Origin of the sequence: Pristimantibacillus sp. PTI5 (assembly GCF_048572955.1) — a bacterium.
Classification (GTDB): domain Bacteria; phylum Bacillota; class Bacilli; order Paenibacillales; family Paenibacillaceae; genus Pristimantibacillus.
In genome coordinates this window covers 4,049,550-4,073,997 of record NZ_CP183886.1, presented here as the reverse complement: position 1 = coordinate 4,073,997, position 24,448 = coordinate 4,049,550, and the positions used below count along the sequence as shown (strand labels likewise).

20 protein-coding genes and 1 pseudogene are annotated in these 24,448 nt (G+C 48.4%); 1 reads left to right on the top strand and 20 read right to left on the bottom strand.

Features of this window, described 5'->3' with window-relative positions:
* Positions 1–10: 10 nt before the first annotated feature.
* From ACN6MW_RS18275 to ACN6MW_RS18195, 17 genes and pseudogenes are all read right to left on the bottom strand, one after another.
* Positions 11–2,041 carry a protein kinase domain-containing protein gene (locus ACN6MW_RS18275; RefSeq protein WP_419871486.1) on the bottom strand — a complete coding sequence of 677 codons (2,031 nt, stop codon included), beginning with the start codon at positions 2,039–2,041 and terminating at the stop codon, positions 11–13.
* Positions 2,042–2,046: 5 nt separating this feature from the next.
* Complete coding sequence (locus tag ACN6MW_RS18270) at positions 2,047–2,787, bottom strand: hypothetical protein (protein ID WP_419871485.1); 741 nt, start codon at positions 2,785–2,787, stop codon at positions 2,047–2,049.
* Positions 2,788–2,832: 45 nt separating this feature from the next.
* A complete protein-coding gene (locus ACN6MW_RS18265; RefSeq protein WP_419871484.1) occupies positions 2,833–4,974 on the bottom strand; it encodes a hypothetical protein in 2,142 nt (713 codons plus the stop codon).
* Positions 4,975–4,988: 14 nt separating this feature from the next.
* Positions 4,989–6,065: a GTP pyrophosphokinase gene (locus ACN6MW_RS18260; protein ID WP_419871483.1), complete on the bottom strand. Its 1,077-nt coding sequence runs from the start codon at positions 6,063–6,065 to the stop codon at positions 4,989–4,991.
* Positions 6,066–6,471: 406 nt separating this feature from the next.
* Entirely contained in the window at positions 6,472–6,759 is a 288-nt protein-coding gene (locus ACN6MW_RS18255) for a hypothetical protein (protein ID WP_419876385.1), read from the bottom strand.
* 93 nt (positions 6,760–6,852) lie between these two features.
* A pseudogene (locus ACN6MW_RS18250) lies at positions 6,853–7,974 on the bottom strand (DEAD/DEAH box helicase); the annotation flags it as partial.
* 57 nt (positions 7,975–8,031) lie between these two features.
* Positions 8,032–8,508 (bottom strand): GCN5 family acetyltransferase, encoded by a 477-nt coding sequence (locus ACN6MW_RS18245; RefSeq protein ID WP_419871482.1) that lies wholly within the window; start codon positions 8,506–8,508, stop codon positions 8,032–8,034.
* Between the two features lie 590 nt (positions 8,509–9,098).
* The gene (locus ACN6MW_RS18240) at positions 9,099–9,656 is read right to left on the bottom strand and encodes a GNAT family N-acetyltransferase (RefSeq protein WP_419871481.1); all 558 of its coding nucleotides are present in this window, start codon (positions 9,654–9,656) and stop codon (positions 9,099–9,101) included.
* A 159-nt stretch (positions 9,657–9,815) separates the two neighbouring features.
* Positions 9,816–10,079 (bottom strand): zinc ribbon domain-containing protein, encoded by a 264-nt coding sequence (locus ACN6MW_RS18235; RefSeq protein WP_419871480.1) that lies wholly within the window; start codon positions 10,077–10,079, stop codon positions 9,816–9,818.
* A gap of 123 nt (positions 10,080–10,202) precedes the next feature.
* Positions 10,203–10,991 (bottom strand): class I SAM-dependent methyltransferase, encoded by a 789-nt coding sequence (locus tag ACN6MW_RS18230; protein ID WP_419871479.1) that lies wholly within the window; start codon positions 10,989–10,991, stop codon positions 10,203–10,205.
* Positions 10,992–11,300: 309 nt separating this feature from the next.
* Positions 11,301–11,489, bottom strand: coding sequence for a hypothetical protein (locus tag ACN6MW_RS18225; protein WP_419871478.1), 189 nt, complete (start codon positions 11,487–11,489; stop codon positions 11,301–11,303).
* A 141-nt stretch (positions 11,490–11,630) separates the two neighbouring features.
* Positions 11,631–12,284 (bottom strand): M48 family metallopeptidase, encoded by a 654-nt coding sequence (locus ACN6MW_RS18220; RefSeq protein ID WP_419876384.1) that lies wholly within the window; start codon positions 12,282–12,284, stop codon positions 11,631–11,633.
* Between the two features lie 110 nt (positions 12,285–12,394).
* Positions 12,395–13,726, bottom strand: a complete 1,332-nt coding sequence (locus ACN6MW_RS18215; RefSeq protein ID WP_419871477.1) for a prolyl oligopeptidase family serine peptidase — start codon at positions 13,724–13,726, stop codon at positions 12,395–12,397.
* A 148-nt stretch (positions 13,727–13,874) separates the two neighbouring features.
* Positions 13,875–14,732, bottom strand: coding sequence for a helix-turn-helix domain-containing protein (locus ACN6MW_RS18210; protein WP_419871476.1), 858 nt, complete (start codon positions 14,730–14,732; stop codon positions 13,875–13,877).
* 220 nt (positions 14,733–14,952) lie between these two features.
* Positions 14,953–15,486: a hypothetical protein gene (locus tag ACN6MW_RS18205; protein ID WP_419871475.1), complete on the bottom strand. Its 534-nt coding sequence runs from the start codon at positions 15,484–15,486 to the stop codon at positions 14,953–14,955.
* Positions 15,479–17,242 (bottom strand): sensor histidine kinase, encoded by a 1,764-nt coding sequence (locus tag ACN6MW_RS18200; protein WP_419871474.1) that lies wholly within the window; start codon positions 17,240–17,242, stop codon positions 15,479–15,481. Before ACN6MW_RS18200 ends, ACN6MW_RS18205 begins: the two co-directional genes overlap by 8 nt.
* Positions 17,239–17,919 (bottom strand): response regulator transcription factor, encoded by a 681-nt coding sequence (locus tag ACN6MW_RS18195; protein WP_419871473.1) that lies wholly within the window; start codon positions 17,917–17,919, stop codon positions 17,239–17,241. The genes ACN6MW_RS18200 and ACN6MW_RS18195 overlap by 4 nt, the downstream gene beginning before the upstream one ends.
* Before the next feature lie 351 nt (positions 17,920–18,270).
* Here ACN6MW_RS18195 and ACN6MW_RS18190 point away from each other — a divergent pair, with 351 nt between their 5' ends.
* Entirely contained in the window at positions 18,271–18,825 is a 555-nt protein-coding gene (locus ACN6MW_RS18190) for a hypothetical protein (RefSeq protein WP_419871472.1), read from the top strand.
* Between the two features lie 90 nt (positions 18,826–18,915).
* Here the strand turns inward: ACN6MW_RS18190 and ACN6MW_RS18185 are convergent, their stop codons facing one another.
* Genes ACN6MW_RS18185 through ACN6MW_RS18175 form a run of 3 tightly spaced genes read right to left on the bottom strand, consistent with a single transcriptional unit; the run spans position 18,916 to position 24,433 of the window.
* A complete protein-coding gene (locus ACN6MW_RS18185; RefSeq protein WP_419871471.1) occupies positions 18,916–20,493 on the bottom strand; it encodes a SagB family peptide dehydrogenase in 1,578 nt (525 codons plus the stop codon).
* Between the two features lie 59 nt (positions 20,494–20,552).
* On the bottom strand, positions 20,553–22,496 hold the full coding sequence (locus ACN6MW_RS18180) for a TOMM precursor leader peptide-binding protein (RefSeq protein ID WP_419871470.1): 1,944 nt from the start codon (positions 22,494–22,496) through the stop codon (positions 20,553–20,555).
* Complete coding sequence (locus tag ACN6MW_RS18175; RefSeq protein WP_419876383.1) at positions 22,493–24,433, bottom strand: putative thiazole-containing bacteriocin maturation protein; 1,941 nt, start codon at positions 24,431–24,433, stop codon at positions 22,493–22,495. Before ACN6MW_RS18175 ends, ACN6MW_RS18180 begins: the two co-directional genes overlap by 4 nt.
* Positions 24,434–24,448 lie beyond the last annotated feature (15 nt).

Sequence of the window (24,448 nt, the reverse complement as noted above, 5' to 3'; positions counted from 1 at the left end):
CATATTCCTCCTATATTCGATTTAAAAAATTAATAAACTTTTGCAAAAAGCCGTTTGATGGCTTAGGGACCGCCCCTGTTGTCTGCTTGTTAACAGGAGGACGCTGCGTACCGGATCCGTGCTGCTGTGGACGGGATGTTTGCGTATGCTGCTGCGGTCTATTCTGAGCAGCCGGCCTCGGGGGTGCAGATGCTGAAGCTGGCCTGGTGCTTGAGAAGCCGCCGGTACTTGAAGTCGGCCGAGCCGCAGACGTCCTACGCGTATCGCCTTGAGGCATACTCTGGGCACCGCCTACTGCCGCTTCATTCATAGCCCGCTGCAGACGGATGAGTTGGAGGCACTCCTCGCAAGTAAATCTTCTCCCCTGCTTTTCCAGCTTCGTTTTGTGATCGACATGCAGTTGCTTAGGTAATCCACAAGCCCGGCATTCCATGATCGCCAGCTTTCCTTCCGGGATCTTATGCGTCGTAGGAAACAGCTCATCGCTGATGTAACCCTTCGTCAGGATGTTCAAATACTGAATCAGCTGCTGCTTGAGCTCCGCCGTGCTCATCCGGTTATTCTCTTTGAACGTTTTGTACAGCGTTTCCTTTAGCTTATAAGGCAGATTGCTCCAAATAAATCGCCATGGCCCGTCGGGCGCCTTGCCCGTCGTTTCGTCTCCGAACGCATACGGAAAATCCATGTTCCGGATGTTCTCGGCCGGCGTGCCTCCGCCTTGCTGGGAATAAGGCGGTTTGCCCGGCAGTAAAGTCATGAAAACAAGGGTAGCGACTGCAAAATGCTCATGCTGATACGTTCGAAGGAATGTGGAATACGTTTTCCCTTGGATCTCCGGAGCCGTAAAGTTGATCGTTCCGACCGGGCAGGGATAGCCTTCAATCTGATAGCTGTCCGTGTCGACTAAGAACACTTCGGTCTCACTCTTAACCAGGATGTTAAGGGGATTAATATCTCCGATAATAATATTACGGTCATGCAAATATTCAATTTTGTCTAAAATGGATATGGCCAGCTTAACGAGCTGCTGCCGTTTCCAATTCGGAAAGTTTTTAAGCAGAACGGGCTTTGCAAACAAGGTGGTCTGCATCGGCTTTCCATCTGCCGCATCCATCAAATAGCCGACAAACTCGCCTGAATCGTTGGCTACTAATTCCTTCGGCCAACAAATCCCCTTCTTATCTATTGGAATTTGCAGCATACGCGCCAGCTTGTCTCTGCGTGATTCCGTTAGCCTCTCCTTGCGGTATACCTTGCAAACCATGCCATTGCTCGTTTCGTAAATAAACCCTTCGCCACCGTTTCCGATTTCTTTGATCAGACGCAGATCCCCGTAATTCCTCGTTTTTATAATGCCGTTGAGGCCCGGAATGGAGGATACCTTGAGCGGGATATCCATTCCCGTGTTTACCTTCGTGCTTAGCTCCAGCTTTACGACATTTTTGTGTGCAGACCCGGCTTTAGTACTCGCGGGCGGCACTTCATTCGAAGGCCGTTCAAGGTTCGTGTTCATGTTCGTGTTCGGCTTTGAGCCGACAGCCTGCGTTGGCGCGCTGTTCCCTCGCGTTTGCTCATCAAACTTCCACTCGACCAGCTTGCCCCGCTGATCGACCTTCAGCACGATGATCGGATTACCTCTTACGGCCAATTGGTAATTCAAATTATTAATATCTTGAGCAAGGCCTTTATCCTGCGTAATGAGCGCTAGATGATACTTGACCCTAAATTGCTGAAAAACGAACAAGAAGGTTTGGTCCGTAAACGGATCGCTGGGTTTGCCGTACAAATCGATCATCTTCCAGTCCATATATTGCTTGAGGAGTTTGGCTCCCATTTCCGCCTTCTCGCGCTTCTCCATGCTTTCATGCGTGAGCATGCGCCTAATCTCTTCCATGACCTTGATCGGCAGCTTAAGCGATTCTTTCGTATCGCTCAACGCCTGCGGGAGCTCGTCGCGAAGAAAATGGACGGCTGGCGGATGCATCCACGTGCTCGTATCGACAAACACCTTGTATTTCACGACCATCTGCTGCAAATTCATAGCGATCAAACCTCGTTTTCGGGCTGCGTGATCAGCATTCTCGCCTGTTCAAGCTCCGTTTCGGCTGCTAAAAGCAGCTTAACGAGCCGTTTGGATTCCGCCGGAGCGGTCGTATGCAGCTTCATCGATTCCTCTACGGACTGGTCGATTTTTTGAAGTCCCTCTGTAATATGTCCCTGCAGCTCAATCAGCCGATCCATGCTTTCATCCGCAATCGCCACTTCTTCCGGCGCTATCTCCTCTTCTGATTCGCCAATGTCAATAACCTCATCCTCGAAGCTCTGAATGCTCCACATGCCCTCATTGATTTCATTTGAGCCTTCTTCGTCGCCCACATCGGTCCATTCACTCTCAACAGCATCAAAGGCATGCGATGCCGTTATCTCTGTATGGCCAAGCTGCAATAATGTGAAAAAGCGTTCCAGTCCTTCGCTATTCCAGCAATGGCTGCCCGCTGTAAACTGCCGCAATCCAAGCCCGGATACCAGCACACGGTCCTCGTAAAGCACGATTAGATCATCACTTTCAAAAGAGTCCATTCTCGGCAGCGAAAATACGTCGATGCTAAATCGGTCAGACACGGTGCCAGTTGCAGTTAAATAGGCAAACCATCGCTTCAACTGCGTAACATCGAAATTGAAATCCTTGACTGCATCCCACAGCTGCTCTTGCGCCGGAGTAGCCCCCAGCTGAGATTCGCATTCTTCCAGTAACCACTTTTCCGTCTGCTGTATGAATTGTTTCATCACATTCACCCTATCATTAGTCATATTTTCGTTCTAGTTATCTAGTTAATAAGGAATATCCCATGCCAGCTTGCGCAGCTTCGAAGCTTGTAAACTTCTATCGCTAGATTCCATGCCAACCAAATGCGCTCTCCAAGGTTCGAAATACGCCAGCATCGGCTCTGGTAGCTGTTCGTCCATAAATCTATCGTATATGCGAATGGCATCCTTAAGCGCTCTTTGCGCCTCTTTTTCAAACTTATCTCCCGCTTCCAAATAAGCAGCGGCCCTCTCTAATGCAATGCCAAGACCAATGGAACGGATCGTTGCGCCTGCTGACTGCTGACACAAACGAATCGCCTCGTCATACCGTGCGACTGCCGCTTTCAGGCTGCCTGTTCGAGCGTAGGTATCTGCCGTTTTCCATAAAATAATTTCATAGGGATGGTCGGCCTCTCTCTCGATCTTGAGCAGCTTACGCTCGACTCCGCACTTCATCCATGCATCATAGAGCTCTTTGCCAAACTGTTCGGCATCCTTCTCGATTGCCCGGGCCATAAGCCTGGAATAATGCATAGCGCCAAACAACTGGCCGGATTTATGATCGCGCAGAACCGCTTCTAGAAGATCCGTTGGACTGCTTTCACCTGCTGGCAGCTGATAGGCCTTCAACAGCCATTGATAGGCTTCTTTGCACTCGCCGGCATCGCATTCGAGTTGCGCCCGATATTGCAGCTGTCTCAGCTGATCTCCGGGTTTGTCAAATTCCGCTATCGCCTTATTGCTGTCCTCTCTGGCCAGGTCGTAATATTTCGGATTTCTCCGCGAATGGAATAAGTAGGCTTGAAGCCGCGTTCCGAGTATTTTCCCCCGGTGGCTTGACCTCAGCTCTTCCTGTCCGATTCCAAAATCCCCAACCAGCGAGAATAATCCAATGGTCTCGTCGAGGAAGCGTTCCAATCGGGAAAGCTGTTCAATAGCCTTTTCCGTATCGTAAATGTTCAATAAATGAACCGATTCGCGCAAATAGAAATCAACAGCTATCCTGATCGTTTCCCATCGGCCGCCGAACTTCGGCAATCGTATTTTCATCCGCTGGATCTGGAGGTCTGCCTGCACGACGTCTCCCTGGTGAGTAGCGGTCGTTAATAGGTTGAAGTAGATGCCAAAAATAAATTGTTCCGCCACCGGACAGTTATCGCTCAAGAAAGGAATCATGAATTTTTCGGCGAGCTGCAGCTGCTTCTGAATGCTGTCAAAGTTCCGCTCTACCATGCTGAGCGTCTTGATTCGGCTCTCAAGCATCATTAATTGCGCTTGCTGCGAATATTCCGGCAGCTGGACAAGCCTCTGCAGGACACCCTCCAATAAAACAAGATCCACGGGCGCTACGCGTTCAGCAGCAGTCGCCGTCTCTCCTACGGACAACAGCCATTCATATAATGCCGCTCCAACCTCACCATCGGCTGCCAATTGTTTAACCGCAACGCGCGATGTCCGGTCAAATACGGTAAAGGTATAGCCGCTCTCGAAAAAAGCGATAAGCCGGTCATATTGCTCTGCTTTGAACTTGCGCTCCTTCCGATACCAGGCATGCGAAATAATATCCGCGATCATTAAATGCTCATCCTGGCGGGCCGAGCCGAGCGCAAAGCTCCAAGTCCAGTTCTTCATCTGTTCGGTCAGGCTTCTTCGGGCCATTCCGATCGTGATTCGCTCGCGGAGCCTGCTGATATAGTCGGCACTTGGTATTAAATCAATGCCTATAGCCGGTGCAAGCTCTCCGGTCCGAACCCTCCGGGCCGCGATAATATGTATGCTGACTTCTTTATGGTTGACTGCCAGCGTTTGAAAAAGTTGAATGACGCCTTCAGCAAGCAAATTCAAATAAGTCAAATCCGCATCGATAATTTCTAAACGTTCTCTATTTTCAAAGGTAATGGGCACTATGCTTCGTTCCGATAATGCGGCAAACAAATCGTTAGCCATTCGGGCAAATGACACAGGATCCATCTCCGTCGCGTGAATCGTTTTGGAATAAATGCCATGACTCGCTTTAATCTCATCGATAAGAAGCTTGGCAGCCTCGCGCGGGCCATGCTCCGTGGGAACCAGAGCTCCGCCGACGACAGATGGCACGATGGATTGATCTTGGATATCCTTAACAAAGTCTCCGCTCTCGTCTAACCACAGCTCATACTTCCCCATATATATCCTCCGTGCTAGTGATTGAGTACTAATTCCTTATAAAGCTGTACGATAGCCTTGGAAACGGGATTGATATCATGTGATCTGCAAATCCGATGCTCCAGGAGAAAATGCTTTAAGTCGTCATAAGTACCCTCTGACACGACATGAAGAATGCATAAGAAAAGCAATGCGGTTCCTGCTGACACATTTTCCGTTTGCTGCTTGTTGTACCATCTTTCCAAAAACGGATGAAGCACGCCCCGCATACCTGCAAGCGCTGCTTCAATTTCCGTGAGCGATTCCATCCCTGCGGAACGAATAAGCGGCATTAATTCCGCGATATACTTGTCACTGAAATAGACGTTCGTTCCGACTACCCTGCCGATGGTCAAATCCATTTCCTTTAACGCTGCATTGGTCCCTACGAATTTCAATAACGATTCCACGTTCATCGTTTTCATTGGTGCTGCTTCGACCGTCATCTGCATGCTTTCCTGCAGCAGCTTGTCACGAATGCTGCCGAATTCGATATCGGCCATTTCCAGCACGCCCGCCAAACGGGAGAAACTTCTTCGCATGTCACTAGGAATCGGCTGCTTGCTCTTGTAGCCCAAATCATGCTCAATTTCTGCCCAGGTATGCTGAAGAATCGACCGGATTTGTATTTCAGCCTTTATGCCTCTGAATTTCTTATACTCGGTTAATCGAAGGCGATGCTCCGGCATTTCAATAATGTAATGAAGCGACAAGTAGCCAAAACGATCAGAATCCAACAATCCCCGTTTATCTACTGATTTTTCATGGTCAATGGTAAACTCTTCTTTTAACACATTGGCAGCTACGTCCACTTCATCGCCATAATAGGTAATGACCCGAATGCCCACCAGATCAGTTATTTGTTCAAGGTCTGTGTATTTTCCTGATCCCTTCGAGATTTTCCCCAGCAAACTAGTAGATTCCTTCACTCTGGATACGATGGAATGGACGCGCAAAGACCGAACAGCTAGCACTTCATGAATTAAATCAGCCAACCGCTCCGCAAAATCCGAAAGTACGGGCTGCTTCTCGTGAAATTGCTTCATCATGAGAGAAACATCTTTTTCAGTCATCGTGCTGCACCTCTCATTTATTAATTAGAAAAACGATAATCATCCCACCGCCATAAATAGGATTCCTATTATTCCAATATTCACCTTCATCAATATAACCCTATACTTGGTCATATTTTCTATATAATCTCTTGTATAATTCTACCTTGTCATATTGTATTATTCAACAACATTCGACCTATACCTTCACCTTTCCACCTCCTTTGTACCTACCGAATAAAATATTTATATAGGGATATTATCCCTATGCTGAGACTTATATGGTCGTTAAAGAACCAACACTCTCCGATAACAAAGAACGCTGAAAGCAAGACAACATGAAAAAAAGCCCAAGCCCGCGATGGGCTTGAGCTTTGACTATTTGATTCTCATATGGACTGTAGGCTTCTGTCACTTCACTTGCCGATTATTTACCTGAATACTCCTTAGTCGCTGTGTCCAGCATCGTCTGCCAGTTCGGAAAATCCGTCTCACGAGCGACATGCCGGTCAAAAAACTCATCCGGAATGTCCTTAATATCCTCGCGCGTCTTCACTTGGAAGTTACCCTTCTCCAGAAACGCATCGAAGCTGTTAAAGCTGGAATGCTTGCTCATGAACGATTCATGAAACAACGCTTCGAGTGAGATATGGCTTGGATCCTCCTGCACATCCTTTTGACCTTGCAATTCCTTGAGCAGATCTTCAAATGACATTGGCTTTTGCTTTCTCAAATGATCACCCCTAGTTCTAATATTGTATTCCTGTGTGCCTATCGTCGTTACCTATATGGTCAGCATTGAATCGGAATGATCCACGGCTACGGGAATCGTTTTTTTGATTTTTTTCTCAATATCCTTCAAGTACGGCCGCTCTTCGGTCTCGCAGAAAGAGATCGCGATCCCGCTTAGTCCAGCCCGGCCGGTACGCCCGATCCGGTGTACGTAGGTTTCCGGGATGTTAGGCAGGTTGAAGTTGATTACATGCGACAGCTCGTCGATATCGATCCCTCTTGCCGCGATATCGGTCGCTACCAGCACTCTCGTTGCTCCGCTTCTGAAGTTAAGCAGTGCGTTCTGGCGGGAGTTTTGCGACTTGTTGCCATGAATGGCTTGCGCGGTAATATTCGCTTTGGTCAGCCCGCGCACGACGCGGTCTGCGCCATGCTTGGTACGTGTGAAAACAAGCGCCGATGTGATCGACTTGTCTTTCAGCAGCTCATTCAATAAGCCCTGCTTGCTAGCTTTCTCTACGAAATAAACCGATTGCTCGATTCGCTCCACGGTTGTAGAAGCCGGCGTCACCTCCACCTTCACGGGATTAACCAGCAGCGTTTTGACGAGCTTGGATATTTCCGGCGGCATGGTGGCAGAGAAAAACAAGGTTTGTTTTTTGCTCGGCATTTTTGCAATGATTTTCTTCACATCGTTGATAAAGCCCATATCCAGCATCCGGTCTGCTTCATCCAGCACCAAAATTTGAACGGCCTGCAGATCCACAAACTTCTGATTGATTAAATCGATCAGTCTGCCTGGCGTAGCAATTATAATATCCGCGCCTTGCTCAAGTGCACGCTCTTGTACCTTCTGCGACACGCCGCCTACAATGGCCAAGCAGCGCAGATCGGTAAATTGGCCGTATGCCTTGATGTTATCGGCAATTTGAAGAGCCAGCTCCCGGGTTGGGGTTAAAATGAGGGACCGCGTACGGCGTACGCGACCCGGCTTGCTTTGCTGCTCAGTTAATAATTGAACAATCGGCAGGGCGAAAGCGGCCGTCTTCCCTGTTCCTGTTTGCGCGCAGCCAAATAAGTCTCTGCCTGCCAGAACTACCGGAATCGCCTGCTCCTGTATCGGTGTCGGCGCCGTGTAGTTCTCTTTACCCAGCGCTTTCAAAATCGCGGGGGTAAGCTTTAGATCGTTAAAATTCATGTGGTCTCCTTCATTATAAAAAGCATAAATGATTAATCAAGCTGCTTATTCATACGGTTAATTAAAAGTCATCCAAACGGTGCTGCCCAAAACCTCAAAATCCTGCTTAAACCAGAAATTTCTCGATTTCTCTAAGGAATAAACATACATTCTTTTATTCGGGTATTTCGCTTTGAGCCAGTTCACGAAAAAAGCCGCATAACCCTTGCTTTCAAAATCTTTCAGCACATCGAGCGCTTCGATAAAGATGAAGTCCTTCTTGTTTTTGATATCGATATAGAAGTCCTTCTCCAAGTATTTCTCGTCGTCGCTGAAATAATCTTTTTCCGCCTTCTTTATCAGTTGTTTCCCGTTTTCGTATTCCCATACGACCCCGTACCCCACCATCGCATCTTCTGCTTCGATCATGTAGATTTGCTCCGGTATTTCCGACCTGTCTCTCTTGCTGAGCTCCGGCGCATGGTAAGCCGTCGCGATCTCGCCTAAGAGGGCTTGCATGTCTGCATCAAATGGTTTTGCTGCTATTGTAGGCATTTATGTTCTCCCTTGTTTGCTGGATAACGTATATCGTCTTCAAAATAAAAGAAGTGGGTTTTATTTCGCCCCCCACTTCTCTCATTGATTGTGTATGGTTTATTGTCCTTAGCTATCTTACCATAAATGTGAGATATCAACTAGCAAAACTAAAGGTTATGCCCGTGTAGTCTGTTCGTAAGCCGATTATTCGCATGCACAAGCGTAAACGGCTGTCGCCGTCCTTGGCGGCAACAGCTCGTTTCGCGGTGAAATATAAGTTTATTTGTAAATGTGAAACTTATAAATTCTTATATTTAAACAAAAACACTGCCGCTTCCGGAGCACAAGGCATCCGGCATCGGCAGTGTTTCTAATGGATAAATAATGGGTTGAATTACCGGTTCTTTTTCGTAAACGACTGGAGCGTATTCATAAGCTTTTGGCGCGCATCTTTGTTTTTCATCAGATAGGTGACTCCCATCCCGATTGCAGTAAACAGCATTTTCTTCCTCATGGTTACTACCTCCTTGGAATCTCTTTTTATGAATGTACCCTCTTGGACGAAGTTTTAAGCAGCCAAAGCAAAAGCAGCATCGAAGCCCATCGTTTTAGTTGAACGTGCAGAGCTTCTCGTATTTATTAAATGTACTGATCTCGTTGGTGGCAGAGCCTTTAAATTCATAGCCGCAGCGCAGGTAAAATGAGTTCAGCTTCTCGTTGCTTGCAATGCAATCCAGCCGAATGCGGTCTTTCCCCGGAAAATGGATACCGGCATCGGCCCAGCGAACAATATCTTCGCCCAAGCCTTTGCCCGCAACCTCGCGGTTAATGTTCAAACGGTGCAAATAAACCGAGGATTCATGCCCTTCCTCCCCCCAGAGCCCGCGGTCCCATGCGCTCTCCTGCTGCATCAGCATCACCATGCCCGCTAACATGCTGCCCTGCATGAATAGATACACTTCTCCGCGCTTGACCGCCTCCTGTGTCTGATGGGAGTCCTCGCCATGCAGCAAGCCGTTCCACTGCTTCGAGCCTTTGCTCCGCAGCCATTCCGCCGTTTGAACGAGCAGCTGCATTACCGCTTCTGTATCCTCTATTTTCGCTTGGAACACTTTGATATCCGAATGAATGCTTCCAATGTCATCCGTGCGTTCAAATGCTGACATGATGGTTAACCTCCAATTCCGAATAGAAATATGGCTTCATTTAATATCCCTTTTTTATCTATTTTCACCCAAAAGGGAGTACGGTCTCCAAACAAAAAAGAAGCAGGATACGCCTGCGCCTTCTGCTTCTTCCAATGTACGTACTATTCGTTCATAAACCTATTTGGACCATCGTTCAAGCTTAGGGATGTTCCTAGTAAAGAAGCCCGTTAAAAACTTCGGAAAACCGAACTCGACCAATTTCTGTTTCACGCGATCCTTCATTTGATCCACGGTTAGATTAGGCTGGGTAAACTCGCCATTCTCATAACAGTGGCTGCAGTAGGTTTTGCTGCGGTCCCCGTTTCTTTCCGTTCCGCCGCCTTGCTCATCCCTGGCTAAAGGCATGCCGCAGCTTTGACAATTCTTATGTATTTTTCCCATTTGCTTAGCCCCTTACTTCTGCTTGTCTTTCCCTTAGTTTAACACCAAAATATTTGAATAGGTAAAATAAAATTTGCTCTTTATCCCACAAACTCGTAAGAAGGCTGTCTTCGAGAACCCTATTTATAATTGGACCCGGACGATGTATCTCTCTAACGTTGCCGGCAGTCCTTTCTCCGTTGCATGCTTCTCAAAAATCCGCGTCATTTCGGGCAACGACTCCTCTAGCACCATTTCAAACACGGAAGGCTTTTGACCAAAGCAGCGCATTCTAATGATATCAACGGGTTCATGAAAGTACTCTATGCTTCTTATGGCCTCGATCTCAGCATCGGCGCAGCCGCCGCGATCAAGCCTTTCCTTGATATGATCCTTTATCGGAGTTCCTTCTGGATGACGCTCAAAAAAATGAGGAAACCACCCGGGTAATTCATTGTTTAAAGCATCTCCAGGGTGAAGGGCAAGAATACGCCCGCCCTTTCGAATGACTCTTTTGATATCGAGGTATGCAGAAGTCGGACCTCTGCGATTGTAAGCACAATCGAATTGCTCCGCATCAAAAGGGAGAGGGTTTTTAGTGTTCGCCTGCACAAAAGAAACATTACTCACATTCGCGTTATTCCCTGCTTCAACAAAATCATTTGTTATGTCTATCCCTACAATTTGTTTGGCCACCGGGCTCCACTGCATCGCAAACTCCCCGTGTCCGCATCCGATATCCAATACATGCTTGCCGCGAACCATTTGGGAAACTTCATCCGTAAATATCGATTCGCCGTTCGGCTCGGTTAGCGTGGAGTTCCACGAATAAGAATATTTCCCCGTCAATCTCGCAAGCTGGGCATACCATGCATGGGAATGGGGACTTACCCAGTCCTTATGTGTTTTGGGGTCGATCAGCGGTTTGCTCATTCAGCACCTCCCGATTATTTTCCAAAGGAGATTAATTGTAATTTTATCCAGCCTGTTAGTCAATGAGAATTTGTGCGTGCAAAAAAAAGTACACCTGATTCTGCTGGGCTGCCTATGCCTCTCCCTAAAAACAAATGAACCGCGTGTCATTTTTCATAAATGACACGCGGTTCATTTTCAAGCCCTTTTTCCATTACTCGTCTGCTCACGATTTCATCCACTGCTCGGGTAGGCTTGAATTCACCCGCTTCTACTCCCTTATTTATCACATCGATAAATAACGCAGACACGCGGATCTCAGCTTACTTATTATTTACGGCGTTTCCGGGCAATTCTAGAATAAATAACGATTGCAGTGATAAGCATACTAATAAAACCGATATTTTCTGCCGGTCCCTGTTCCATTCCGAACACCATGCAAAGATTCGTGATCATGCTCTTAACTAGCAGCGCCATCACGATCAAAAATAGCGGGCGCATAAAATTATATTTTTTCATCTGAATCTAACACTCCTGACTGCAACCAATATTAGATGGACCCCCGCTAAATCCGGCAATTGAAATCGCTTTTACGGGAGCAATCCCGGCAAGTATACCAGTTTCATGCCCGATCGTCCAAGCTTTTCGTCATTTATGCCGCTATAGCGTCATCGCTTGTCCATACCTCGCCAGAAACTCTTCCTTTTCTTTGTAATCCGGCATGATACTGCCGACGCGCCGCCAAAACGAGCGGTCATGATTCATATGGTGGAGATGACAAAGCTCATGGACGACCACGTAGTCGATCACTTCAATAGGAGCCATCGCCAAACGATAATTAAAGGTTAAATGCTTATCCGAGCTGCAGCTGCCCCACTTCGTTCGAGACTCTACGACCTCGATCGATTTAGGCTTAACCTTCAGCTGTGCTTGATAGATTTTGACCCGCTCCGCGACGATCTTCTTGCAGCTCGAGAAATAAAACTTCTTCAGATTATTTTTCAGTTCATCCTCATTGCGCTCTTTCGTGTCGATTAGCTCATGGAGAAAATAATATTTCCCAAGGTGAAGAAATTTTCCTTCGTCTTGATATTCCCTCGTCTTAGGTGCTTGGCGGGCAGCCGCAATCGCTTGTAATTTCTCCAAAATCCTTTTCCCGTGACGCTCCACTGCGCTCATTATCGTTTCATTACTTGTGCCGTTAGGCGCTTTTATGGTGATATGGCCCGTTGAATCGATATGAATGGACAGCTTTTTTCTAGATCCGTAGAGGACATTACATTCGATCGTATGGTTTTCAAATTCAATTTTCATCATCAACATCATTTCTGTAAGGTATTTCGATTCACATAACAATAAAGGAACGAGCCGAGGGACAAGGATTTCTCCCTGCGCCCTCTTCTCCTTCCCCTATTGTATCAAAATCAGATTCCGAATGACCTGTTATTTAATGATTGATTCGCTAACCATTCCATAAGTGTTGTTGTCTTTCCGTTAATTTTTTCGGATACATCGTTGTTATATACGTAAACCCATGACCAATGCCCGTCATATTCGAATGGCGTGCCGTCCGCTTTTTTGTACAAGCCTGAAGTATCAATTACGTTATCGAATAAGGATAGATGAACATTCTTAGCCCCCGCCTTGACTAAGCGGTCGTATGTCGGAACCACATACTCCGTTGGAGGAACGGTCTTATCCGTTTTAGCCGCAATGAACCAAATCGGAAGGTTTGATAGGCTTCGAATTTCTTCATCCGATATCAGCGTATCCTTTAAAGCCTCGCAAGTCGGGAAAGCCGCTGCGAAGTACTTAGGATAGTCGCGAATCATCAGCATCGTCATGTACCCGCCGTTAGAATCGCCGCCGATATAAATCCGAGTAGGATCAATATCCTTGTTTTTTTGAACATAAGCCTGAATTAAATTCATAAGTGCTTTTTCATATTTTGAAGTGCCGTCTCCAAACCCCGTATAACCATCCATCCAGAAGGTTGGCGTTTGAGGGGCTAATACGTAAGCTCCTCCAAAATAGGATTGAATAGATGGCGAGGCAAAGTTTACAGCTTTATTTCCGGCAATCGCTATCGTCGGGTCTGTGCCACCTTCTCCCATGCCATGCAGCCAGATAATCAAAGGATTCTTTTTTTTGTCTTTAGCCGGCGTATAGTCGGCATAAGTTAAAGTAACGCCGTCAAAGGAAGCTTTGCCCGTTGAGAAATCATCTACGAGCTCTCTTACCCCCCCTTTGAATGTATCGAAAACCAAACCGGAAACCTTCCCTGCCGGCGTAACGATATCTTTTTTCTGAGTAATCGTATATTCGCTAACAATCCAGTCGTTCAAAAATGTGCTTAAGTTGAAGTTCATAGAAGATCCTAATGTAATCGTCGGGCCGATTTCCATTTCTAACACGGCGTAATTTCCCATTTTAACGGCTTGCTTTCCATTCTTGTCCGCTACATAAGCTTTTGTAACTTTTCGGTCCCCTTCTTCTAGAAAGGGTTTTTCTAAGCGGCTGTCGCTTCTAACCACATGCACTTTGAACGTATCCGTTGTAACGGATTCTACCGGAATCGGCTTGCCCAAATCGACGATGACCTTCGTTATTGCGGGTCCCCAATCCTCTATCTCCGTAACCGTCCGGTATGAGCCCGTCTTCGTCTTTGCTTCCACTGTGATCGCCCCCGTGCTGAATGTAAGGATAGTACATACGGCTAATGTGAATAAAAATGCTTTTTTAACTGAATTCAACATTTATGCAGCTACCTCCTGTCACATTTTAAAATTAAACATCACTCGAGATGAAAGCGCTTAAATTCATATTAAGCTACTATTTGCTCTAAATCCTGTCTTTCATTATCCTGTCTAGGGTCAATTCTTGACTCTCTTATGAGCTCAATCGTTATCGTTTATTCCGATTCTTTCGATATTGAGTGGGAGTTTCATGAAACACAGCTTTAAATACTCGGTTATAAGATTTTTCGTTGGGAAAACCGTGGTTTAATGCAATCCGGATAACTGGGACATCGGTATTCATTAACTCCGGATAGGACTTTTCCAGACGGATCGCATTAATATAATCGAACACCGTCATCCCTGTATGTTTGACGAAGAATCGGGAAAGGTATTCCGAGGATAAATAAAAGGTGGAGGAAAGCAGGTCCAGCGTTAAATTTTGATTGTAGTTTTCTTTTATAAAGCTCGTAATCAGGTTCAGCCGTTCTAGGTATTTCCTCACCTTAATGCTGCTGCTATTCTTTTTATCGACTTTAAAGTTTTTTAGCAGGATATAAATTAACTCATAAGATAAACTCGTTACTTTAATGTAGGCCAAAGGATCGTTTTCTTTATTTTCATATGTAGTAACCATCGAATTTAAATTGCAGCGCAGCTCCTCGAACTGGGCTTTCCTCTCCTTATCGTCAATGGATACGCAATCAAATGCGACTTGATCAATGTCAGGATAGACAGCTTGAATAAACTCATTCGGTATAAAGATGGTGACCGCCTTTCGATTTTTTCCCGAATTCACCGAAAAAGAGTGGATCGCATTCGAATTGATTAAAACCACATCTCCCTGCCGGGATACATAATCCTTTCCGTCGATATAGATTTGGTCAATCTTCCCGGAAAGAACATAGGAGATTTCTATGCTTTCATGCCAGTGTCTTGGTATAAACATCTGTATGTCCGCGGTATGTATGATTATTTTTACCGGCAGCTGGTCTTCGGTTTTTATCATTTCATATTTGTATTCCATACTGTCCCCCTCACCGAATGATCAATTCTATAAAAAGATATATACCGCCCCTCGCCAAAGGAATGAGGGCCCGCCATTCGCTTGGATATTGGATAGACAAAAAAGGGGAAAGGCTTGAGAGATAAGGGTTTTCCCCTTGCTCCTCTCTTGCTTCCCCCAGTTTATCATGGCTTCTTTCCGCATAGCCATAGCAGGACCTTATTAACATAAACACCGGCGTTTACTTCAAAGTAATCTCCTTTTTCCACGTTAACTCCTTGCCTTGCTCATTCTTGAACAAAAACACAACCTGCCCTTTCTCGCCCTTCATCGCGTCCGGATAGAAGAAGCCGGAGAATTGTCCGTCGCCGCTAATGTAGAAGCCGTCTTCGCCGTTTCCTCCATGTTCAATGGCTTCTTGGACCGAGTTGACGATCAGGTTCTCCTTCGACACCCACTGCATCTCGGCAAGCATAAATCCTTCCGGAAGCTGTTTCACTGCAAAATCGAAGCTGTTGCCTTCAATCGGCTTCTCCGTTTGGTCAATGACAATTAAGATTTCCTTGTCGGAGTCCGCTTCCGCCGAATTATCCGTTTCCGGCGCTTCAGTGTAGACTGGTGATGCCGTATTTCCACCGGTATTTTCTTCAACCGTTTCAGGTGTCACCGCAGCGTTCGTATCCGACGCTCCATTGTTCGATTGATTGCCGCATGCGCTGGCCAGCAGCATGACGAGCAGCGCTGACATCAAAAACATATATTTAGGTTTAGTCATGGGGTATTCCTCCGCTTTCATCTAATGTAAAAGAAAATGCTACGCCTTGCTTCGTGTTCGCCGCGCCATACTCGCTTCCATGCAGCTCAAGAATGTGCTTGATAATAGCGAGTCCCAGTCCCGTTCCGCCGGATTTACGATCCCTTGAACGCTCCACCCGGTAAAAGTGATCCCAGATCCGGCTGAGCTCCTCTTCAGGAATTGGAGGCCCTATATTTTCAATGACAGTTGTTACTTTTAAGGGTGACAAACGTTTGATGCTGATCGTGATGGTACTGTTCTCCGCGGCATGCCGGATGGCGTTGCTCATGAAATTCAGAATGACCTGTTCCAGACGTCTGGGGTCAGCCAATACAAGCAGCTCCTCCCCATCCTCTTCGTCCGCGTTTATCCGTAATTGCAGCTGCTTTGTCTCGAGCTGCTGCGAGAATGAATCGCTAACCCTTTGAACAAGGCTTACCAGCGCTAAGCTTCTCGGCCGCAGTTGGATGGCCTTGGCTTCGAATTTGGAAAGCTCCAGCATATCCATAATCAGTGCATTCATCCGATCCGTTTCGCTCACGATGAGGGCGAGGTAACGTTCTCTTTTGTCGCCAGCAACCCCGTCCTGCAGCCCTTCCGCAAAACCTTTCACAATCCCCAGCGGCGTCTTCAGCTCATGGGAAATGTTCGCGATCAGCTCTTTGCGAAGCTCCTCGGATCGCCGCTTCTCCTCCACATCCTCCTGCAGCTTCACATTCGCGTGGGTAAGCTCTTGCATCGCTGCATCCAGGTTCCGGGACAACGCAACCATGCTGCTGGACAGCTCCCCGAATTCATCCTTCGAATGGATTTCTGGCTGCGCCGTAAAGTCCAGCTTGGCAAGACGCGCTGCCGAACGGCTCAGCTGCACCAAAGGACGGGAGACAATTCTGGAATAAAGCAAAGACAGGAGAATCGCGAGCAGAACGATCACCGGCGCCAAATAAACGACATATTGCTTGAGAATCCCGACAGCTTCCCCGACAGGCTGCATAGAGGTCATGACGAATAAATAAGCATTCCCTTTGCTGCCCTCGGGGAGCGAACGCAGGAGAACCGTATAGGGGATGCCGCTCCATTTGTCCTGCCATTCCAGCTGCACGACCGTACCGTTCCGCAGCCCGGGCTGCCATAGTTCTTCTTGCGCCTGCCAGTCGAGAAGCGCGTCATCGGCAAGGGCATCCTGATAAAGCGGATTATAAGACCTGTGCTCCGGCAGCATGAGATCCGTTACCTTCCCTTGCACGCGGACCAAGCCCTCTTTGAGAGCAGTATCGGTCTGCCGGATAGCAACGGGCAGCATAATGGTATCTTTCTCATCCATGAAGAAGCCATCGACCACCAGCGTCTCGCCGATTTGAATCCCTTGCGGGATCTCATCCATGGTCATGCCGTCTGTGGAGATCTGAATCGTAATCGTCTTGCTGCCCGCTTCCAGCTGCAGAAAATAAGGATGAATGCTAGTGCGTTCAAACCGGCTGTTGAGGATGGCGGTACTCGTGTCATGCTCATTCATGAATGCGCCGAGCAGCCGCGACACCTGTTGACCGTTGGATTGTGCTTTTTTATATTGCTGAACGAATTGATTCATGCTTTTCTCTAAGGCATTGATCTTGGATTCGCGGTAAAATCGCTCGAAAAACATTCCTTGTGCAAGCAGCAGCAAGGAGAACACCAGCAAGATCAGAATGGAGGTGACAACGAACAGTTTAAAGGCTACGCCGCGTCTTCTCATCGTTCCATCTCGAATTTATAGCCTGAACGAATAACCGTGGCAATCGATCGCCCTTCGTCTCCCAGCTTGGCTCTTAGTTTTTTGATATGAGTGTCCACCGTGCGCAAATCCCCCAAATAATCATACCCCCAGACCGCGTCCAAAATATACTCGCGCGGCAGCACCTTGCCGTAATGCTTGATAAGAAAAAGAAGCAGCTCGTACTCCTTGGGCGACAAATTGATCTTGGTTCCCGCTACATACACCGTATAGGCCGCCCTGTTCACCGTTAACTGGCCATAGACGAGCGTATCGCCCTCGCGTCCCACCGTGCCTTCCGTTCTCTTCATCAAAGCGGTAGCGCGGGCTACCAATACCCTTGGGCTCAGGGGTTTCGTTACGTACTCATCGGCGCCAAGCTCGAACCCCATCAGATGGTCTTCATCCTCGGCTCTGGCGGTTATGATCATAATGGGAACGTCCGACTTTTCGCGGATGCGCCTGCATACCGACCATCCATCGATTTCCGGCATCATAATGTCGAGGACCACCAAATCAACAGAGTTCTGTTCAAAAAGATCAAGCGCGATCCTCCCGTTCTCCGCTTCGAGCACATCCCATTGCTCCTTCTGAAAATAGTCCGTTATCACCTCGCGCATAAGCATATCGTCCTCAACCAGCAATATCGTTCGTTTCATTGCGCTGCACTCCGCTTCCGCCTGCATTTCTATGTTTTTCTTGCTCCCATAACCTACATTAGAGTAAGGCTGTGTCCTTTGTGTGTATTTCAAATGAATAATGTACCACGATTATAGCATAGCGGTTTACAGCCTCTGCCACCCGAGACGCTTGCGAACCCTCCTAAAAAGAAAAAAGCCGACTCCCTTAGTCAGCTTTCCGCAAAATCATGGATAATACTTTCACCTGTCCACGCAATTACAGCCATAAAGAATGGCATATAAGCTTGATGCTTAAGCCCAATTTATAGGGATAAGTGCCCTTTTATCGATTTAGGCATATTGTAAAGTATGATAAAAAGGAGGCACACCATGATACCTAATCGGCCATTTGTGCAACAAACGGCAACGGCTGCCATGCCGGAGTATTACCAGCAAAATCTCACGAGTCCTAATCAGGCTGAAATAAATAAACCAGCCAAGAGCGAAAATGCTCCGAAAACCCATTGCCATTGCTGCGTGGATCTGAGTCACATGGATGATTTTCATTACATGGACGACTTCCACCCTATGCACGACTATCACCATATGCACGATTATCATCACATGCATGACTTCCACCACATGCACGACTATCATCATATGCACGATTATCATCACATGCATGACTTCCACCCGATGGATCATTACCATCCCATGCATGACTTCCATCCTGCAATGCATGGGTCATGGGATCCCCATATGCATGTTGATCACCATCATCCCCATGAAGGATGGGATTTTACATCGATCGATTATCATCATGAATCGTTTCATCCCTATGTTCATCCGCATCATATGCATCATATGCATTTTATGCATCATCCTATTTGCTACCCTGTCGTCTGTTACCCGGCTGACAAAGACCAAAAAGACGAGCCAAGATAAGCGGACGGCTCTCCCATTAACAATACACGGAAACCAAAACGGACAGATGGAATGTCATCGACATTCCATCTGTCCGTTTTGACTTGACCGCTAATGCGCCAAGCTCCCCTCAAGCCGAGAGCGGCTTCGGCATTGGCCGACCGGAATTTGAATCAGGCTCGTTAGTCCGCGGGAAACCATGCCATAGAGTTCATCACTTACGTTTGCATCGAAACCGAGCAGCGGACGTCCCCCCATACGGGAAGCGGTTGCCGCAAGCAGTAACCGGTGGACAAGCATCCCTGCCTCCATTTGCTGGATCCGGTAGCCGCGGTAACCGAGCTGCGCATGGTGGTAATTCAAATCGCCGGCAATATGGAAGCAAAGCGGCACTTGATGCAAATTCACGTTGTCCAGCGACATCCCGTACTGAAGCCAGCCCCTATGGTCTCCCGCACGAAGCAGCTGCAAGGCATGCGCCGAGCCATCATAACGATAAGCGCCATTCGCGATGCCTTCAACGCCGTAAAAGGAGCCATACAAGGTTATGCGGGACGACGGACCCTTCTGATTACCGTCCAAATCGTTTCGGTATTTAAAGGATAACAGAGCCTCATTCAATAAAGCAGCGAGATCAGATTGGCTAACCTGCAGCAAAATGAATTCATTTTCCGGCGAGTATCTCTCTTGAAGCACCGACGCCAAATCATAAGACAGCCTATTTACACTCGGCAGCTTATACGCAGCGCTATAATCCGTGTCCTGCTTTTCGATTCCGATAGGATGAAATGAATCGGAACGATCCAGCATGGAAGCTTCGTTCAGCTTCAAGAGCATCGGAAACTCCAACACTCTCCGTGAGCGCATATAATGCTCATGCTGCAGCACCGCAAGCTCCTCGCACAAATCGGCCGCCGCAACGGCATCTCCCTTCTTCTCGCCGGAAGACCAATTCATCCCCGGTTCATTCGAGAGCGGAATGACCGCATAGGCGCTTTCTTCATGCTCGGATAAACCAAGCAGGCGATTAATGGCACGATCGAGAAATTGGAAGCACACGCCCGCCTCAAAGCCGAACCTTTTTGCCGTTTCCAGCAGCTGCCCCATTAACAGACCGGCGTCCAGCCCCTGCAGGCGATAACAAAAATGATTGTATTTAAAGTAATTTTTCCAAAACATCGTCGACACGAAAGCAACGCCGAAAGCTGCGGATAGGTCGCACCGGTTCCCCAGCGCCTTGCTCAAGTAATCGTCAAATGCGCCTTCGCGGAGCAAAATCAAACGATGATGCGCCGCATCGTAATGGTAAACGCCATAAGGCAGCTCCTCCAGCTTCAAATACAAATAAAGCTCGCTTGGATACAGCCCGCCGCCTGATGGCACAAAGCGTCTGCAAAGCTGCAGCGAGCTTCCCCAATCGTCTCCCGCATCCGGGCCGTAAACGGATTGGCTAAGCTGCGTAAGGCCGAACGTATACCATAGAAAATGGCCAAGCTCCCTAAGCTTCGGCTTCGCCATTTCACGGTCTCCTACCAGCGTGAGCGGAACCTCGGAGCAGAGCGGAAAAGACGGCAAGCCCCGGTAAAGCTTATACGGGAGCGGCGCGTCTTCCCAATCGGTCTCCCAATCTTTTGATTTCACCTTATCCGGGTCGAATTGCAATTGGTGCAGAAATGCTTTCAGACTCATCCCTTCTCCTCCCAAAAGGCTTGCATAGGGAAACGCCGCATTGAATCGTCCTATCCTGCTTATGGAAACGGATGCGGGTAAGCATTAAGCTGATCAGGCGAGAGCGGCTTCTTCGCATATCCAAGCTCCGCAGGAACCCGCAGTACCCGCTCCAAGCCTGTCAAGCGAACCAGATGTTGTCCGAACGTCATGGGCAGCATGCCCGGAATCAGCACCTTCACGCAATGTAGTCCGTTGCGCAGCGTCTCAGGCGTAGTCTGGTCCACCACGATCACATCCAGGCTTAACTCGCGTAACGCGTGAAGGACGTCTTTTAAATCATCGGTTAAATCCGCATGCTTGGCCTTTGGCCTAAACGCCTCCTCGAACGTGCGGCATGGACGGCCGTTTTGGAGCAAAAAGTTCAGCCGTTCCTCCGACTGCTTCAAGCTGTACAGCATGGAATGATCATCCATCTGCCGGACGAGAAACGGATCATGCAGCATTTGCTCGTACTGCTCCCGATTCTCCTCCAATTTCTCGTTCAACGACAGCATCATGCCCGATAGCTCGTGGATCGCGCCTTTGGCAGCGCGTACCGGATCCGGATGGGCACCTGCCGCGCAAATCAGGTTAACACCCTTATCCGCCCTGTTTTTTGCGATCGCCCAAACGCTTGGAATACCATGCTCCATCGTAGAGTTGAATAAATAAACGTCATACATGACAACCTCGCGCAAACGCTCAATCATTAGGTTCAATTCGAGATCGCCGGCCGAATAAGGGTCCAAGGGTGAAAGCTCCAGCTGCGCATACCAGGTCATAAGGAACGAATCGCGTTCTACCACTTCCATAATGCCGTAAAATATAGCTTCCTCCAGACTGCCTCCTAGTGCACAGCCGTTCGAAGTTTCGTAAACGAACCCGTGTCCGCAGCCTGAGCTATAATAGGCGAGCAGCTCAGGCACAAGAATCGGCCGCTCCTGTAAAAACGAGTACCCCCACACCCAATCGATTGGCCTGGCGGGATCAAACGGGCGGAAAGGGAAGTCGGGCCGCTCATACATCTCCTTCTCATGCACGCCAACCAGAACGGGATTTAGCGCTTGGTCCTTCAAATTGCGATAGCTGTCATGGACTGCCGTTTGCTTCCCGCGCGGCGACATGCCGCAATATCTTTCCAACCCTTCCAAAATGGCGGTCATCTCGCTGTCCGCAAAGGAGTGCGTACGCCCAGCGCAGCCCTCATCTCCCGAGAACAAAGGCAAATTTATGCTCGCATCGGCGAATGGAGACAAAAGGTCGATCATTTTCCCGTTCAAAAATCCTGTCCGAGCGTCCAGATAATCATCTGCGAGTAGTCCTTTCAGTTCCGTCATCGAACGGCTGCGGTAGCTGTTTTCGCTCACTTTCGGACTTGGCTGCAATAGGATCCGCGATGCTGCCGCAGAATCTTTAGTGACTTGCCCGCAAATTGGACAAAGCGGGTCAGGCAAGAAGAAATGAAGCGAGCTGTTCAGCGTTTGCAGATGGATTAACATTAGCCGATTTTCCGTTTGCGCAGCGGAGCCTGCAAGCACTCTTCGAACCTCGGCTGCAATAACTTGAGCCATGTGCAAAAGCCCATTAGACGATGACCAGATATCGGGCAAGGTCCCTCCGTGCATGTAGTGCTGCTCCTGGATTTCCCACATTTCCTTGCGGTCATTTCCCGCCATTAAGCGCCGGAGATCGGCGCAGCCGGAGCATCCCGCCGTCCCCGGAACGACCAACGGCCCGATTATGCCCTCCCCGAATGAAACAAATCCGCGCAGCCAAGACACTCCGGAGCGTTGAAACACCTCTTCCGCGAGCTGATGGTCTGAAGGGTTATAACCATCATGTAAAACAAGTGCAAACTCAGTGATCTCCGGCACTTCGGTTGAAAAATCCTTTTGCCTTACCAGTTGATGGTCTTCGGCTAATTCACCGCATACGAAATCTGCGAGCTGACCCTCCCCAATAACGGCCAAGATTGCGCTCACGTTTCATCCTCCTCCTGAAGCAGCACACCAAACGCGCCAGCTAGCTCCTCTTTCAAAAATGCCTCGGCAGTGAAATCAAACACAATTAGCCGCTTGCGGCTGCGTTTTAATCGATCAATGGCGGATTGCAAAGTCTCGCGATGTTTGATTGGTTCACTTGACGGGATGGCTACGTTCAGCGCAGACTCTTTTGCCACATTTACAGAAGACCTGCTGATCGCATTCGCCGTCGCGCATGCAGCACCGTTTTGGACTTCTAGCAAAGCATGCTGCAATGCGCCGCGCAGCGCCCTCGTTTTGTTTAAGCCGACTGCGCCATACCAGCAGCCGTTTGCGCGAACCCATGCGACCGGGAATCCGAATGTTTCCTCGCCGAAACCGATCGCCGGCTCACCCTGCATGGTCGTTAGCGCACTCAAATAAAAGCGGCTGCGCTCATCATCAATTTGGACAAGCTGTGCTAAACGGACCGATGGCTCTTGTGCTTCAAGCTTCCGTGCAAGAGCTGCCGTCAAGCATTTTTGCAATCCGCGGCAAATGCTTTCCGCGATCGACTCCCCCGCTCCAACGCCCACGAATTCGCTGTGGAGAGCGGCGTCAGAGCTTTCTTTCCCCTCTATCGCTGGACTTATAAGCCGATAGCCCATTCTCGACACATAGGCTTCAATGCCGGCAAGCCCCGCTTCTCTACGCGCTTCTTCATGATTGATGCCATTGCAGATGATTTCCGGCAGCAAGTCGGCCGGTCCATCCGTCAGCGGGTCAGCCGGCTGCACACGGCACTGGGATAGCGGAAGCTGCCGCAATTCCCCTTCCTCCCATACGTGAAAAATACCGGTTTCGCTTGATGTTAATCGGCTGAAATTTTCAATTAATGATGATTGGCCCTTCTCTTCCGGCTCTCTTTCTAGCCGTATTTCCAATTGTTCAATACGGCTGATCGAAGGATGACCGCTCGCAAGCGGATGGGGGAGAAACGGATGCCAATTCCCTTCCAGCGTCTCTAAATCAAGCAGGAACAATTTATTTTTTAGCGCTGATGACGCAACTTCTGTTACCGTTTTGAGCCATTCGAAGACGATGACATTCGCAAGCATCGCTTCTGCCGTGGCAGAGACAACGTGATGCCTCGGATCTTTGTCAATCGCCTGGCGATGGAGCCTGCGCCTAGCGGATTCCCAGCCTCCCTCGGAATCCGGGTGGATGAGTGGCCCTGCAATTCCCGCTTGCTTCAGCATCATCGCCGGCAGCAGCACCTTATTTTCTTCCTTGCAAATCTGTTGCAGCACCCGCAGCTCCGGCTCGCCGCCTTCATCCGATACGAACAATACCGCATCAAACGGCTGCACAGCCGTTCGCCAATCCACGTTTCCGTTTGGCGGAAAAGCAATCTCGTCCACCTGAACCTCTTGGTCCGAGCTGCGGGCATGCTCTGCCAGCTCCAAAATCCGCTTGCGATTCGTCGTTTCCGGATTCGTAATCCGCATTTGAATGCGAGGCAAACCGGACTCCAATAAACATTTCACGAGCGAAACAAAAAAAGAGCCAGATCCGATGGCCAGTACGGTTGACTGTCGATAGAGCTGAAACCGGTACGCGCCCGAGCCTTGAAAGCTGTCCAAAAATTCGATCTGAGATGCATATTTCTTCAATACGCTCTCTTGCAGCTGATGTGGCTGGTCCCGGCTTACGTCCCTGACATAACCGTTCGCATGCAGCACTTCCGCGATTTCATAGACATGCCTTTGGTATTGGTCCGGCAACCCATCCGTCAGTTCATGCATCGAATGCTCGCCGTTAAATACCGGCATTAGTTTTTCAATCCATTGACCAATGGTGCTGCCTTCCATACGAAACGATCCGATATTGTTTCGAAAATAGACGCTGCCGTCAGAGCTCGGGAGAAAAAAAGTGTCCCCCCTTACTTTAAGCCGCATAGAAGGATCCAAATG

What these genes read in the sequence shown, in the direction of transcription:
- ACN6MW_RS18275 (WP_419871486.1), bottom strand. Translation starts at nt 2,041, where the DNA reads ATGAATTTGCAGCAGATGGTCGTGAAATACAAGGTGTTTGTCGATACG.
- ACN6MW_RS18270 (WP_419871485.1), bottom strand. Translation starts at nt 2,787, where the DNA reads ATGAAACAATTCATACAGCAGACGGAAAAGTGGTTACTGGAAGAATGC.
- ACN6MW_RS18265 (WP_419871484.1), bottom strand. Translation starts at nt 4,974, where the DNA reads ATGGGGAAGTATGAGCTGTGGTTAGACGAGAGCGGAGACTTTGTTAAG.
- ACN6MW_RS18260 (WP_419871483.1), bottom strand. Translation starts at nt 6,065, where the DNA reads ATGACTGAAAAAGATGTTTCTCTCATGATGAAGCAATTTCACGAGAAG.
- ACN6MW_RS18255 (WP_419876385.1), bottom strand. Translation starts at nt 6,759, where the DNA reads ATGTCATTTGAAGATCTGCTCAAGGAATTGCAAGGTCAAAAGGATGTG.
- ACN6MW_RS18245 (WP_419871482.1), bottom strand. Translation starts at nt 8,508, where the DNA reads ATGCCTACAATAGCAGCAAAACCATTTGATGCAGACATGCAAGCCCTC.
- ACN6MW_RS18240 (WP_419871481.1), bottom strand. Translation starts at nt 9,656, where the DNA reads ATGTCAGCATTTGAACGCACGGATGACATTGGAAGCATTCATTCGGAT.
- ACN6MW_RS18235 (WP_419871480.1), bottom strand. Translation starts at nt 10,079, where the DNA reads ATGGGAAAAATACATAAGAATTGTCAAAGCTGCGGCATGCCTTTAGCC.
- ACN6MW_RS18230 (WP_419871479.1), bottom strand. Translation starts at nt 10,991, where the DNA reads ATGAGCAAACCGCTGATCGACCCCAAAACACATAAGGACTGGGTAAGT.
- ACN6MW_RS18225 (WP_419871478.1), bottom strand. Translation starts at nt 11,489, where the DNA reads ATGAAAAAATATAATTTTATGCGCCCGCTATTTTTGATCGTGATGGCG.
- ACN6MW_RS18220 (WP_419876384.1), bottom strand. Translation starts at nt 12,284, where the DNA reads ATGAAAATTGAATTTGAAAACCATACGATCGAATGTAATGTCCTCTAC.
- ACN6MW_RS18215 (WP_419871477.1), bottom strand. Translation starts at nt 13,726, where the DNA reads ATGTTGAATTCAGTTAAAAAAGCATTTTTATTCACATTAGCCGTATGT.
- ACN6MW_RS18210 (WP_419871476.1), bottom strand. Translation starts at nt 14,732, where the DNA reads ATGGAATACAAATATGAAATGATAAAAACCGAAGACCAGCTGCCGGTA.
- ACN6MW_RS18205 (WP_419871475.1), bottom strand. Translation starts at nt 15,486, where the DNA reads ATGACTAAACCTAAATATATGTTTTTGATGTCAGCGCTGCTCGTCATG.
- ACN6MW_RS18200 (WP_419871474.1), bottom strand. Translation starts at nt 17,242, where the DNA reads ATGAGAAGACGCGGCGTAGCCTTTAAACTGTTCGTTGTCACCTCCATT.
- ACN6MW_RS18195 (WP_419871473.1), bottom strand. Translation starts at nt 17,919, where the DNA reads ATGAAACGAACGATATTGCTGGTTGAGGACGATATGCTTATGCGCGAG.
- ACN6MW_RS18190 (WP_419871472.1), top strand. Translation starts at nt 18,271, where the DNA reads ATGATACCTAATCGGCCATTTGTGCAACAAACGGCAACGGCTGCCATG.
- ACN6MW_RS18185 (WP_419871471.1), bottom strand. Translation starts at nt 20,493, where the DNA reads ATGAGTCTGAAAGCATTTCTGCACCAATTGCAATTCGACCCGGATAAG.
- ACN6MW_RS18175 (WP_419876383.1), bottom strand. Translation starts at nt 24,433, where the DNA reads ATGCGGCTTAAAGTAAGGGGGGACACTTTTTTTCTCCCGAGCTCTGAC.